This window comes from Streptomyces sp. CB02980 (genome assembly GCF_014451325.2).
Lineage (GTDB): Bacteria > Actinomycetota > Actinomycetes > Streptomycetales > Streptomycetaceae > Streptomyces.
This window is the reverse complement of record NZ_JACSCH020000014.1, coordinates 140,451-153,345: the sequence shown is the minus strand read 5'-3', so window position 1 is coordinate 153,345 and position 12,895 is coordinate 140,451. Positions and strand designations below refer to the sequence as shown.

Sequence of the window (12,895 nt, the reverse complement as noted above, 5' to 3'; positions counted from 1 at the left end):
CCGGTCTAGCAGTGGAGTAACGCCCAGGACTTGGTGCCGCCGCCCGGAGTGAGGACGGGGGCGAGCCCCCAGTCGCCACCGTGCGCGTCGACCGCCGCGGCCAGCAGCCACATGCTGCGGCTGCGGCGGTCGCGGCATTCCTCGGCCGCGCCTGGTGAGTGGTGGGCGGGATGCTGGTCGTACAGCACGATCCGTAGCGCCTCGTACTGCCAGCGGACGCGCAGGATCATCTCCCGGTCGGGGGTGAACCGGTAGGCCGCGGCAACGAGTTCGGAGGCGGCGAGGGCAGCGGTCTCGCAGAGGTCGTCGAGGCCGTGCCGGTCGAGGAGCGACTCGATCGACCGGCGTGCGAGTCCGGCGCAATAGGCGCCTCCGGGGAGGAGCATGGAGTAGCTGAGGTTCTCCGTGGCGGGGGGTATGGGCCCGGCCGCGACGGCGGACGGGAGGCAACGCAGGGCGCCCTTCATCGGGTTGCTCACTTCTCCTGTGCATGGGGGTGCATGGGGGGTCCCTCCACACGGTCGGTAGCCCCGTGTGAGACTGGCGCTACCGACCGTAGCGCAAGACCGGAGCACAGTGCTACTACTTGCAGGTACTCGTGTCATTCCGGCCATAACGGCGTCACGCAACGAAGGGGAGAGCGAGCGTGCCACCCAGGAGCAGCCCGACCGCACGACAGCAGCGACTCGGGAGCGAACTGCGCAAACTGCGCGAACAGTCGGGGATGTCGGCCCAGCAGGCCGCCGCCCTCCTGGGCGTCGACCGCACCCGCATCCCGAACGTCGAGTCGGGCCGCTTCGGGATCAGCCCCGAGCGCGTCCGCACCCTCGCCTTCAACTACGGCTGCCCGGACACCGGGCTCGTCGACCTCCTCGCCGCCATGGCCCACGCGCGGGACCGCGGCTGGTGGGAGGAGCACCGCGGACTGCTGCCGCCCGCCCTCATCGACATCGCGGAACTTGAACACCACGCCTGGGAGTTGCACACCGCCGTCACCACCCACGTCCCGGGCATCCTGCAGACCGAGGAGCACGCGCGAGCCGTCTTCGACACCGCCGTCCCGCCGCTGCCGGGACCCGACCTGGAGGCCCGGCTCGCCCTGCGGCTCCGCCGCCAGGAGGTCCTCGACCGGGACCGGCCCGTCCAGTACGAGGCGGTGATCCACGAGGCGGCGCTGCGCATGCAGTTCGGCGGACCGAAGGTCGCCAGGCAGCAGCTGGAGCACATCCTGGCGCACTCCGAGCGGGACAACGTCGCCGTGCGCGTCATCCCCTTCAGCGCGGGGGGTTTCCCCGGGGCGGGCCAGTCGTTCACCTATGTGGCCGCGCCCGTGGCACAGCTCGACACCGTGCAGCTCGACTCGTCCCACGGCTCCCTCCTCCTCGACGCCGACATGCAACTGCGTCGATACCGGGGCTTGCTGGACCGACTGCGCGCGCTCACCCTGTCCACGGAAGACTCACGCGCGTTCGTCCGCACCGTCGCCCGGGAACTGTGAAGGACCCCCACACCATGAACCTCACCACCGCCTCCACCGCCACTTCCCCCGCACCGGCCGGCGCCGCCGTCGCCCCCCGGTCCGCCCACCCCGCCGTCGAGATCGACTGGGAGGAGGCCTTCTGCAGCGAGGGCGCCAACTGCTTCCGGTTCGGCCTCGACGACGCGGGCCGGGCGTACATCGGCTCGACGCTCACCCCCGGCGCGTACGTCGGCGACTCGGTGGAGGCGCTGCGGGCGCTGATCCGCGCAGTGAAGGCCGGCGCGGCGGACCATCTGCTCTGACCGGCGGCGGCCGGTCGCCGCCCGCGCCCCCGGAAAGCCATCCGCTTCGGGCCGCGAACCGCTGCCCGCGCCCCGGAAAGCCATCCGCTTCGGGCCGCGAACCGCTGCCCGCGCCCCGGAAAGCCATCCGCTTCGGGCCGCCGGCCGACTGCGCCGAGCCGCCGGGCATCTGCTCTGCGTAGTTTTTCGAAGGACCGACGCAGGGCACCGAGGACGTGACCTGCGCCTCCGGCGCCCCACCGGAGCAGCGCACATAACGGAACGTAACCGGACATCGCCGGGACGGGCTTGGCCGACGCCTTACGGAGCCTTAACCTACGGTTTCGTAACCTACGGATTCGTAGGTATGCCCGTATCTCCTCTCTCCGTCCCCAGGAGTCCCCGTGACGCTCACCTCTCCCCACCTCGGCAGCTCGACAGGGTGGACCGACGCGCGGCTGCTCTACGCGCTGGAAGAGGTCGTGGAGAAGGAGCTCAACCGGCACCTGAAGGTCACCAAGGACTGGATGCCGCACGAGTACGTGCCGTGGTCCGACGCCCGTAACTTCCCCGGCTTCTTCGAGGACGGGGAGGCCTGGGACCCGGCGCAGTCCAAGGTGACCGACATCGGCAAGATCGCCCTCGTCGTCAACCTGCTCACCGAGGACAACCTCCCGAGCTACCACCACGAGATCGCCAGCCTCTTCGGCCGCGACGGCGCCTGGGGCACCTGGGTGCACCGCTGGACCGCCGAGGAGGGCCGGCACGGCATCGTGATGCGCGACTACCTGCTCGCCTCGCGCGCCGTCGACCCGGACAAGCTGGAGCAGTTCCGGATGGCGCACATGAGCGAGGGCTTCGAGTCCGACAACCGCCACTCGATGCTGCACTCCGTGGCGTACGTCGCCTTCCAGGAGCTCGCCACCCGCATCTCGCACCGGAACACCGGCCACCAGTCCGGCGACCCGGTCTGCGACCGGATGCTGTCCCGGATCGCCACCGACGAGAACCTGCACATGGTCTTCTACCGCAACCTGCTCGGCGCGGCCTTCGAGATCGCCCCCGACATGACCATGCAGGCCGTGCGGGACGTCGTGGTCAACTTCCGGATGCCCGGACACGGCATGCCCGGCTTCGAGCGGGCGGCGGCGCAGATGGCGATCGGCGAGATCTACAACATGCGCATCCACCACGACGACGTGCTCCAGCCCGTCCTCCGCTTCCTGAAGGTCCTCCAGATCGAGGGCCTCGGGCCGGAGGGGCTGCAGGCGCAGGAGGAGCTGGGGCTGTACATGAACGGCCTGGACTCCGAGGCCAGCAAGTTCGACGAGAAGCTCGCCGCCCGCAAGGCCCGCATGGCCGCCCGCGCGGCCGGCTGAGCGACGGACCGGGCGACCGACCGGGCGGCCCGCTGAGCGGCCCCTCCGGTCGCGAGCGACGACACGAGACGGGCGCGGCAGGCTGATCAGCCTGCCGCGCCCGTCTCGCTGCGCCTGTCTCGTGTGCCGTCTCGTCGTGCCGTCTCGTCGTGCCTGTCTCCTTGCACCGTCTCGCTGCGCCCGTCTCGCTGCGCGCCCCGGACACCCCTCGTACCCCCGCGCCGAGGCGTCCGCGACCCCGCTCAGCCCTCTCGGCGCTTGAGACGGAACCGCTCCTTCTCGGAGAGACCGCCCCACACCCCGAACCGCTCGTCGTTGCGCAGCGCGTACTCCAGGCACGCCACCCGGCCCTCGCAGGCGCCGCACAGCTGCTTGGCCTCGCGGGTGGACGAGCCGGGCGCCGGGAAGAAGAACTCCGGCCCGGCCTGAGCACACAGAGCGGTCTCCTGCCAGTTCATGTCGGGCTCCGGTGCGGTCAGTACGGTGGTGTAGGTCTGCATGCCGTACACGCTGCCGGAGGGCCGTAAACGAGCCATCAACGTTCGATCAATGCGACGTTCGCGGCTGTTTTCAACGCGGCGCGCCGAAACTCTTTGCCGCATCGCCGGGCATCGGCGAGGATCGCCGCATGACGACCAGAAAGGCCCATGCCGCGTAGGCGCCCCGCTCCGCTCTCCCTCGCTCGCGATCCACCGGGTGACTCCCGCCCCTGTGCCCGTCACCCGTACCCGCGCCACCGAGGAGAGCCCACCCGTGCAGACCTCCGCACTCGTGCCCTACGCCCGCCTGCCCCGCACGTACCACGACCGTCATGTCCTCACCAGCACCGTCGACGCCTTCGGTGCCGCCCACTGGCTGCTCGCCGAGCGCGCTCCTGAGCCCGATGGTGACAGGCACCCCTTCGACGCGCTGGTCGTCTCCGTGCGGGACGACGGCGGCGTCGAGGCCACGGAACTGAGCGCCCTGCGAGCCCGGTTCCCGTACCTGGACAGGCTGCCGGACGGCGGTTTCGTCGTCGCCTCGGCCCGCGCCCGTCGCGGCGACGCCCACGGCAGCCAGGTGCAGGTCTTCGACGCGCTGGGCCGCGAGACCCGGTCCTTCACCGTCGGGGACGCGATCGAGCACCTGCTCGCCGACCCGAGCGGTGCTCTCTGGGTCGGACACTTCGACGAGAATCCGGCGGGCATCCGCCGCTGGAGCGCGACGGGTGACCTCCAGTGGGACTCCGGCGACGTGCCGGGGGCCGGCTGGATCATGGACTGCTACGCCCTGAACGTGTCCGACTCCGTCGTCTGGGCCTGCCCGTACACCGACTTCCCGCTCCTGGAGATCCGCCCCGACCGGCCCGTGCGCGTGCGCGCCAACACCGTGCGGGGCGCCTCGGCGGTCGCCGTCCACGAAGGGCGGGTCGCCTTCTTCGGCGGCTACGGCGACGAGCGGGACCGGGTCGCGTACGGCGAGCTCACCGACGCCACCGTCGAGCCGGCCGGTGCCGCCGTCCTCACCCGGCCCGACGGTACGCCCCTCGGGCGCCGCCGGGTCGTGGCACGTGCGGCCAGGATCTACGTCCAGGACGAACCGTTCACGGAGTGGGCCGTGTGGGACCTCAGCGACTGACGCCCAGGGCGGGAAGAACGGTTTCGGCGACCCGGTAGGCCTCCTCCAGGAGCGGGTTTCCGGACAGGATGAAGGTGTCCACGCCCAGGTCCTGGTACTCCTTGAGCCGGTCCACGACCTGGGCCGCGGAGCCGACGACCGCCGTGCCCGGACCGGGCCGGAACAGGCTCATGCCGGGCCAGAGGTTCGGATGGGTCTCCAGTTCGCGCGCCCTGGCCGGCACCCTGCCGCCGTGCTGGCGGAACTGGCGCTGCCAGCCCACACCGTCCTCGCCCGCCCGCTCGCCGAGCTGCCGCGCGTACGTCGCCTCACTGGTGACGTCCAGGAGCCGGTCGGCCGCCGCCCAGGCCTCGTCCTCGGTGTCGCGGACGATGAGGTGGAGGCGCAGGCCGATGCGGAGGGTACGCCCGTGGGCGGCGGCCCGGGCCCGTACGTGGTCGAGCTTCTCCTTCAGCAGGTGCGGCGGCTCGCCCCAGGTGAGGTAGACGTCGACGTGCTCGGCGGCCATCTCGATCCCGGGCGCCGAGGATCCACCGAACCAGAGCGGGACGTGCGGCTCCTGGACGGGCCGCAGATCGCGGAAGGAGGCGCCGGCGTTCCTGAGGTCGTAGAAGCGGCCCTTGTGGTCGAAGACCTCGCCGGCCGTCAGGCGCTTGACGATCGACCAGTACTCGGCGCTCAGTTCGTACCGCTCGTCGTGCTCGACGTGGAGCCCGTACTCGCGCAGCGACGCGGTGGAACCGTTGACCACGTTGAAGCGCAGCCGCCCGCCGAACAGGTTGTCGAAGCTCAGCGCCATCTTGGCGAGCAGGGTCGGTGCGATCAGCCCCGGGTGGACGGCGAGCAGCGGCTTGAACCGGGTGCTCGTGGAGGCCGCGAGCGCCGAACCCAGCGGCCACACGTCGTAGAGGTCGGTGGCCAGCAACGCGCCGGTGTATCCGAGGCGTTCGACGGTTCCGGCGAGCTGCGTGAGGTAGCCGAGGTCGACGGGGCGGCGGCCCGCCGGCTCCCAGGGGTACGCGCCCTCGCGCGGGATGATGTACCAGAGGACTTCGGGTGCCGGTGAGGTCATCGGGAGCCGGCCTTCCGGGGCAGGGCGTCGGCGACGCTGATCGCGCGGTCGATGAACCCGGTGCGGTGGAAGATGTCGGCCGCCTGCTGCTGCTCGGCGACGAACTCCGCTCCGACCTCCTCGATCGTCCAGGGCAGGGCGCGCAGCGCGGTCTCCCAGTCGTCGACCGTGCCGCCCTGGTCCGCGGCGGCGATCTCGGCGGCCTCGCGCGGGTGCGCGGCGGCCCAGTCGTCGGCCCGCCGGAGCGCCCGGGTGAGCGCCTCCACCACCTCGGGGCGCTGCTCGGCGAGGTCGCGGCGGGTGAAGAAGACGGACCGGTCGGTGATGACCTCGCCGGTACGGATCAGGGTGCGCAGCCCGCCGGTGCGGCGGGCGGCCGCGAGCTCGGCACCCTGGGCCACCCAGGCGGTGATCGCGCCGGTACGGAGCTTCTCCTCGCTGCCCGGGTCGGCGCGTACGGCGGTGATGTCGGTGGCGTACGAGAGGCCCGCGTCGTCCAGGGCCTTGGCGACGAGGTGGGTCTGCCAGGAGCCGACGGCCAGGTGGACGGTGCCGCCCTTCAGATCGGCGACGGTACGGACCGGGCTGTCCTCGGGGACGAGGAGGGCGCCGTGGTCGGGGCGGGGCGCCGAGACGGCGGTGTAGACGATGTCGTGTCCGGCGGCCTGCGCGGTGACCGGCGGGGTGGAGCCGGTGCCGCCGAAGTCGATGGTGCCGTCGGCGAGATGGGCACCGGTGCGGACCCCGTCGGTGTACGGGTGCCAGGTCACGGTCTCGCCGAGCGCGGCGAGTTCCTCCTCCGCGTAGCCGAGCCGGGAGAGGTGGTAGAGGGAGGGGTTGCTGCGGTGGACACCGATGACGACGCTCATGCGGAGGCTCCTTCGGGAGGTGCGGGGGCGGGCTCGGGGGTGGAGGTGGGGGCCTCCCCGGGCGCGTGGACGCCCAGGTCGGCGAGGAGGCGGCGGCGCAGGGCCACGAAGGCCGGGTCGCCGGGGTCGCGGGGGCGGGGGACGGTGACGGGCTCGTCGGTGACCAGCCGGCCGTTTCGCAGGACGGCGACCCGGTCGGCGAGGCGCACGGCCTCGTCGACGTCGTGCGTCACGAGGAGCACGGCCGGGCGGTGGATCCGGCGCAGCTCGCCGACCAGGTCCTGCATCCGGAGCCGGGTCAGCGCGTCGAGGGCGGCGAACGGCTCGTCGAGGAGGAGGAGTTCGGGCTCCCGGACCAGGGCACGGGCGAGCGCGACGCGTTGGGCCTCGCCGCCTGAGAGGGTGGCGGGCCAGGCGTCCGCGTGACGTTCGAGACCGACCTCGGCGAGCGCCCGCAGTCCGGTGGTCCGGGTCGCGGCGCCGCGCGGGAGGCCGACGGTCACATTGGCGAGGACCTTCTTGGAGGGGATGAGCCGGGGTTCCTGGAAGACGATCGTGCGGGCCTCGGGGACGAGCGCCTCTCCCCCGTCGGCTCCGTCGAGGGCGCCGAGGATCCGGAGCAGGGTGGTCTTGCCGCTGCCGCTCGCACCGAGGAGGGCGAGGAACTCGCCTCGCTTCAGGTCGAGTTCGAGACCGTCGAGGACGGGTCGGGTACCGAAGACCCTGCGCAGGCCTCGTACCCGTACCGCCGTGGCGGCAGTCGATGTGGACGGCGTCATCGGGCTCCTCCCCCGGGGCCGGCCGTGCGCCAGGGCATGAGGACCCGCTCCAGGCCGCGGACGAGAACGTCGGCGGTGAGGCCGAGCAGACCGTAGACGAGGATGCAGACGGCGAGGATGTCGGTGCGGGCGTAACTCTGGGCCTGGGACATCAGATAGCCGATGCCTTCGGTGGCGTTGATCTCCTCGGCGGCGATGAGCGCGATGACGCTGAGCGTCATGGAGAGCCGCAGGCCGGCGAGGAGCGAGGGCAGGGCTCCGGGGAGGACGACCTGACGGACGATCGCGAGCCGGCCGAGCCCGAAGCTGCGCATGGCCTCGACGAGTTTGCGGTCGGTGTTGCGAACGCCCCCGCTGGTGGAGACGTACATCGGGAAGGTGGTGGCGACCGCGATGAGCAGGATCTTCGCGGTCTCGTTGATCCCGAACCAGACCATGAAGAGGGGGACGAGGGAGAGGAACGGGATCGTGCGGAGGGTCTGGAGCGAGGAGTCGAGCAGTTCGTCGCCGAGTCGGGTGAAGCCGGTGGTGATGCCGAGGGTGAGCCCGGCGGCGAGACCGATGACGAGGCCGATCCCCGAGCGGGTGAGGGAGGTGGCGAGCGCGTCGGGCAGCTGCCCGTTGCCCCACAACTCACCTACTGCGTCGATGACTTGGGAGGGGGATGCGAGCACGTCGGGGGTGAGGACGCCGGTGGCGGAGGAGGTCCACCAGAGGGCGAGGAGGGCGATCGGGCCGAGGGCGCGGACGATGAGGGAGTACGTACGGGAGCGGGGGCGGCGGACGTGGGGCCGGGGGGTGACGAGTCCGACGGTGCCGCCGCCGTCCGCGGGCGTCTCCTTGGTGGGCGCGGTCGCGGACCTGGGGGTGGGGGTGGTGGTCGCGGTGGTCGGGGCCGTCATGACAGCTTCTCGATGTCGAGGAGGTGGGCGGCGATGTCGACCCTGTTCGGGGTGACCTTCTGGTCGGCGTAGAACCGGGCGACCGTCTCGAAGCGCTTGATGTCCTCGGGCCGGATCGGGTCGACGGTGCCGCCCTTGCCGGTGAAGGAGATCTGGACCTCCTTGGCCTTGCCGTTGACGGCGGTGGGGCCGGCGTCGGTGAAGACGTTCAGATAGGCGGCCGGGTCCTTCTTCTCCTTCGCACTGTTGTCGTGGAGGTAGGCGTAGAGCGCCTTGACGACCTCGGGATGGTCCTTGGCGAAACCCGAACGAACGGCGTTGAGGCTGTAGTTGTCGGATCCGATGGCGGTGCCGTCGGCGACGAAGCGGGCCTTGTCCGAGCCGATCTCGGCGACGGCGTAGGTGGACCAGACGGCCCAGGCGTCGACCTGGCCGGCGTTGAAGACGGCGGCGGTCTGGTCCGGGCGCAGATAGACCCGCTCGACCTTGTCGGCGGGGACGCCGGCCTTGGCGAGGGCCTTGAGGAGCAGGTACTCGCCCGTGCCGCCCTTGTTGACGGCGACCTTGCGGCCGACGAGGTCCTCGACGGAGTCGATGTCCGAGCCCTCACGGACGAGGATGCCCTCGCCGACGGGGTCGGGTGCCGTGGCGGTGAAGAACGCGAAGCCGGGGCTCTGGGAGAGAGAGGTGATGCCGGAGGTGATCGAACCGGTCGCGATGTCGAGCTGGTCGGCGTTCATCGCCTGGGCGGCGGGGGCGAAGGGACCGGCGCTGCCGGTCCACGCCACCTTGGCGCCGACCGCGGCGAGAGCCTTGTCGAGGCTCCCGTCCTTCTTGCCGCGGGCGAGGACGCCGGCGTTCCCGGGGTCCGGGATGCGGATGGTGACCGTGCCCTTCGCCCCCTTCGGCCCGTCTCCGGCACCCTGACCGACGGCCGAGTCCGCCGCGGGGCTGCCGCCGCAGGCGGTGAGAACGGAGAGGGCGGCGAGGACCGCCAGAGCGACGCGAGTGGTGCGAGTGGCGGGCGGGGTGATGGGGGCGAGTGGGCGCATGGCGGTCGTCCTTCGGGATGCGGAGGGTGGGCGTGGGGCGTGGTGACGGGGCGGCCGGTTACGGAATCGGCTGCGGCGACGTCCGCACCGGGGCGACGGCCGCCTGCCGGCGGGCCTGTCGCAGCGGCTCCGGGTCGGCCCAGGCGCGTACGTCCACGGCCTCGGGCAGGAACCCGTGGACCCGCAGGGCCTCCTCCTGCCGGGCGAGCAGGTCGAGTCGGGTGTCGGACAGGTCCGCGTGGAGGGTGCGGTGGGTGCCGGGCCGGTAGGCCCCGGCCACCCCCTCGGCCCCCGCACCGGTCTCGGCGCCGAGGATCCGGGCGACCTCGTCCGGCTCGTCGGCGGCCCAGTCGGCGGCGCGGAGCAGGACGGCGAGGAAGCGGGCGACGAGCTCGGGGTGCTCGTCCAGGAGGTCCTGGTGCACGGTGAGGGGACGGGGGGTGCCGTTGTTGACGCGGTGCGCGGGGTCGGGGAGCTCGTCGAGCTCCAGGGCCACCTCGGCCCCGGCGCGGCGGGCCGCCTCGACGGCGAGGGCGCCCTTCACGTAGACGGCGTCCACCTCGCCCCGGCGCAGGGCGTCCAGCTCCGCGGCCCACTGGCCCCAATGCCCGTCGGCGGGTACGTCGACGAGACGAGCGTCGCCGAGCCCGTACCCGGCGGAGGCGAGTGCGCCCTCGAAACCGCGCAGGGCCATCGCCCGCCAGAAGTCGATGGGGACCGAGTGCCGGGGCAGGGCGAGCCGCAGCCCGCGCAGGGCGGCGGCTCCCCGCACCGGGGAACCGGGAGCGACGAGCACCACCTGACGCTCCTCGATCCAGGTGAGCCCGACGAGCCGGGTCCGCTCCCCGCGCGAACGGGCCCACAGCGCGGGCACGTTGCCGCCCTCACGGAAGAGGCCGGGCAGCGCGTGGGTGAAGTGGGTGGCGCGGTCGACGCCGGGCTCGGCGTCCTGGAGGGAGCGGACGGCGATGCCGTCGGGCGCGAACTCCCGCTCCAACCAGCCGCGATCGGCGGCGACACCGGTGGCGGTGGGCACGGGGCAGCGGGTGAACCAGAGCGTGTCGGGCACGCGGGCAGACGTCATGGAGGGACTTCCCGGGGTGAGGTGGGACGGCGGAGGGCGGGGGCGGCGACCGGGCGCGAGGGAACGTCGAGCGACGGCGGGGGCGGCCGGGGCAGGGATGAAGGGGGTACGGGGGTACGAGGGATGGGGGAAGGGGGAAGGCCGGTCGGGCCGATGGGCACGCGACGGGGAGGTGGGCCGGGCGGCGCTCCAGGCGGATGTGACTCCCGGTGAGGAAGAGAGCGCTGGCGAGGAATCGAGACCTGGCGAGCGAGGCTCACGTGGGATCGAACCCTGCCGTGGGACCGGACCCTGCCGTGGGACGGGTTCTCGCCCGGGGCGGGACACCCGCATGGGACCGAATCTCGCACCGAGCACGATGTCGGCGCGCCCGTCGTGTCCTCGTGGCACACCCGGCGCGAAGGCTCCCGGGGAAGGGTTCAGCCGACGACGTCAGCCCCGCGCCGCCTCAGCGACAGCCGGCCCCCGCGACGCGCGCCAGGTCGATGTGGCGGCGCCGGGTGAGGACGAGCGGCGCGGGAGAGGCCGTGCGCACACATCGCGCGGTGCGCCGTGCGGTACGTCGATCGGTACGTCGTGCGTTCATGACTGGCCCTGCTCCCTCCGGCTCGGTGCCGCTGTGGTGGCTTGGCCGGAACCCTGCCACGGAAGCTCTGTCGCCGACAACTCGCCTCCCACCATGTGGGATTGCATATGAACGGCGTGTTTCCGACCTCGCCGGGGCCCTGATTCGGCTCCCGCCATGTGGGAGCGTGGGAGCCCGATCACCCACGGGGAGCGAACCCTATGACGACCGAGGCCGGCATCGCCCGACCCCCGGCGGGCGCCCAGGCGGTCCGCCGCGCACTGGATGTACTGCACTGTTTCCACGACAACGGGCCCGACCTGAGCGCCTCCGACCTCGCGCGACGGCTCGGACTCTCCACGTCCACGGCGCACCGACTCGCCCGGACCCTGCTCGGCGCGGGATTCCTGGAGCAGGACGCCCGGACCGCCCGCTACCGGCTCGGCCCGGCGATGACGGAGCTGGGACGGCTCTCGTACCACCAGCGGGGGCTGCATCTGGCCGCGCCCGAGCTGTCCGATCTCGCCGAACGGACCGGCGCCACGGCTGACTTGGCCCTGCGCAGCGGCCCGCACGTGGTGATCGTCGCGGGCGGCTCGGTGACGCCGAAGGTGGGGCTGCGCCGACCGCTGCACTCGACGGCGCTCGGCAAGGTGCTCCTCGCGTGGCCCCGGGCGGGTGAGGCGGGCCCGCGCTCCCTGCCGCCGCTGTACGCGTTCACCGAGCGGACCATCGTCGAACCTCCCGCGCTGGCCGCCGAGTTGGCTCGCGTACGGGAGGCCGGGTACGCCCTCAACGACGGGGAGTCGGCCCACGGGGTGCGGACCGTGGCCGTGCCGGTCCTGGAGCGGACGGGGCACGCGCGCTTCGCGCTCGCGGTGCGGGCGACACCGGAGCTGATCACCGACGCCCGGCTCGACTGGTACCTCGCGCAGGCCCGGGCCTGCGCCCGCGCCCTGGAGGTGCTGCTGCTCGCCCCGGCGGAGCGAAGGGACCCCGGCGAGCGGACCGGCTAGTCCGGACGGACGGCGGACCACCGGCGGTAGGCCCCAGACCACCGGCTACGGACGGCGGACCACCGACGGCGGGCGGCGGGCGGCGGGCCGGGCAGCGGGCGGCAAAGTTTCCGCACGGTCGTGCGTTCAGTAGGATGAGGGCATGAGCGACACCGGGACCAAGACGGACGGGCGCGTCGAGCGCGGGAACCAGACCCGGCGGCTCGTCCTCGGCCGGACCATGGACATCGCCTCGGTCGAAGGGCTCGACGGCCTCTCCCTGGGCCGGATCGCCACCGAGCTCCAGCTGAGCAAGAGCGGCGTCTTCGCCCTCTTCGGCTCGAAGGAGGAGCTCCAGCTCTCCACGATCAGGGCCGCGGCCGCCGTCTTCGCCGAGAACGTCGTCACGCCCCTGAAGGACGTGCCGCCGGGCGCTCGGCGGGTGCGCGAGCTGTGCCGGAACTGGCTCGCGTACTCCTCGGACCGGGTCTTCGCCGGCGGCTGCTTCTTCTACGCGGTCTCGGCCGAGTTCGACGCCCGCACGGGCCCGGTCCACGACGCCGTCGCCCAGACCCGCCGCGACTGGAACGCTTACGTGGAGACGTCGTTGACGGAGGCTCAGGCCGTCGGCGACTTCGCCGCGGACCTGGATGTGGAGCAGCTCGCCTTCGAGGTGATCGCCCTCATGGAGGCGGCCAACGCCCAGTCCGTCCTGCTCGGCGACCCGCAGACGTACGACCGCGCCGAGCGGGGGATCACCGCCCGGCTGCGCGCCTCGGCCACGGACAGGGGCCGGGACGGCCTCGACGCCGAGTAGCCG

General features: G+C 72.6%; 15 protein-coding genes. 6 read left to right on the top strand and 9 right to left on the bottom strand.

Annotated elements, in window-relative coordinates:
- Positions 1-5: 5 nt before the first annotated feature.
- Positions 6-479: an ATP-binding protein gene (locus E0F75_RS40130; RefSeq protein WP_308189611.1), complete on the bottom strand. Its 474-nt coding sequence runs from the start codon at positions 477-479 to the stop codon at positions 6-8.
- A gap of 167 nt (positions 480-646) precedes the next feature.
- On the opposite strand from E0F75_RS40130, the gene E0F75_RS27190 reads away from it, so the two are divergent.
- The 3 genes from E0F75_RS27190 to E0F75_RS27180 all read left to right on the top strand — a co-directional run bounded on the left by E0F75_RS27190 (position 647) and on the right by E0F75_RS27180 (position 3,140).
- Positions 647-1,498, top strand: coding sequence for a helix-turn-helix transcriptional regulator (locus tag E0F75_RS27190; RefSeq protein ID WP_229313575.1), 852 nt, complete (start codon positions 647-649; stop codon positions 1,496-1,498).
- 14 nt (positions 1,499-1,512) lie between these two features.
- Positions 1,513-1,782: a hypothetical protein gene (locus E0F75_RS27185; protein WP_229313556.1), complete on the top strand. Its 270-nt coding sequence runs from the start codon at positions 1,513-1,515 to the stop codon at positions 1,780-1,782.
- Between the two features lie 383 nt (positions 1,783-2,165).
- On the top strand, positions 2,166-3,140 hold the full coding sequence (locus tag E0F75_RS27180) for an acyl-ACP desaturase (RefSeq protein ID WP_229313555.1): 975 nt from the start codon (positions 2,166-2,168) through the stop codon (positions 3,138-3,140).
- A 242-nt stretch (positions 3,141-3,382) separates the two neighbouring features.
- Here E0F75_RS27180 and E0F75_RS27175 read toward each other — a convergent pair whose 3' ends face one another.
- Positions 3,383-3,640, bottom strand: a complete 258-nt coding sequence (locus tag E0F75_RS27175) for a WhiB family transcriptional regulator (RefSeq protein WP_229313554.1) — start codon at positions 3,638-3,640, stop codon at positions 3,383-3,385.
- A gap of 253 nt (positions 3,641-3,893) precedes the next feature.
- Between E0F75_RS27175 and E0F75_RS27170 the strand changes: the two genes are divergently transcribed.
- Entirely contained in the window at positions 3,894-4,757 is an 864-nt protein-coding gene (locus E0F75_RS27170; protein WP_229313553.1) for a hypothetical protein, read from the top strand.
- On the opposite strand, the gene E0F75_RS27165 is transcribed toward E0F75_RS27170, so the two are convergent.
- From E0F75_RS27165 to E0F75_RS27135, 7 genes are all read right to left on the bottom strand, one after another.
- Positions 4,747-5,829, bottom strand: a complete 1,083-nt coding sequence (locus tag E0F75_RS27165; RefSeq protein ID WP_229313552.1) for an LLM class flavin-dependent oxidoreductase — start codon at positions 5,827-5,829, stop codon at positions 4,747-4,749. The two genes, E0F75_RS27170 and E0F75_RS27165, sit on opposite strands and share 11 nt — an antisense overlap.
- Positions 5,826-6,698 (bottom strand): ABC transporter substrate-binding protein, encoded by an 873-nt coding sequence (locus E0F75_RS27160; protein WP_229313551.1) that lies wholly within the window; start codon positions 6,696-6,698, stop codon positions 5,826-5,828. Before E0F75_RS27160 ends, E0F75_RS27165 begins: the two co-directional genes overlap by 4 nt.
- Positions 6,695-7,477 (bottom strand): ABC transporter ATP-binding protein, encoded by a 783-nt coding sequence (locus E0F75_RS27155; protein WP_229313550.1) that lies wholly within the window; start codon positions 7,475-7,477, stop codon positions 6,695-6,697. Before E0F75_RS27155 ends, E0F75_RS27160 begins: the two co-directional genes overlap by 4 nt.
- Positions 7,474-8,379, bottom strand: coding sequence for an ABC transporter permease (locus E0F75_RS27150; RefSeq protein ID WP_229313549.1), 906 nt, complete (start codon positions 8,377-8,379; stop codon positions 7,474-7,476). Before E0F75_RS27150 ends, E0F75_RS27155 begins: the two co-directional genes overlap by 4 nt.
- On the bottom strand, positions 8,376-9,431 hold the full coding sequence (locus tag E0F75_RS27145; RefSeq protein ID WP_229313548.1) for an ABC transporter substrate-binding protein: 1,056 nt from the start codon (positions 9,429-9,431) through the stop codon (positions 8,376-8,378). The genes E0F75_RS27150 and E0F75_RS27145 overlap by 4 nt, the downstream gene beginning before the upstream one ends.
- Positions 9,432-9,489: 58 nt before the next feature.
- The gene (locus tag E0F75_RS27140) at positions 9,490-10,515 is read right to left on the bottom strand and encodes an ABC transporter substrate-binding protein (protein ID WP_229313547.1); all 1,026 of its coding nucleotides are present in this window, start codon (positions 10,513-10,515) and stop codon (positions 9,490-9,492) included.
- Positions 10,516-10,963: 448 nt separating this feature from the next.
- The gene (locus E0F75_RS27135; RefSeq protein ID WP_229313545.1) at positions 10,964-11,101 is read right to left on the bottom strand and encodes a putative leader peptide; all 138 of its coding nucleotides are present in this window, start codon (positions 11,099-11,101) and stop codon (positions 10,964-10,966) included.
- Positions 11,102-11,301: 200 nt separating this feature from the next.
- Here E0F75_RS27135 and E0F75_RS27130 point away from each other — a divergent pair, with 200 nt between their 5' ends.
- Together E0F75_RS27130 and E0F75_RS27125 are read left to right on the top strand one after the other, a co-directional pair.
- The gene (locus E0F75_RS27130) at positions 11,302-12,096 is read left to right on the top strand and encodes an IclR family transcriptional regulator (protein ID WP_229313543.1); all 795 of its coding nucleotides are present in this window, start codon (positions 11,302-11,304) and stop codon (positions 12,094-12,096) included.
- 142 nt (positions 12,097-12,238) lie between these two features.
- On the top strand, positions 12,239-12,892 hold the full coding sequence (locus E0F75_RS27125) for a TetR/AcrR family transcriptional regulator (RefSeq protein WP_229313541.1): 654 nt from the start codon (positions 12,239-12,241) through the stop codon (positions 12,890-12,892).
- Positions 12,893-12,895: the final 3 nt, after the last annotated feature.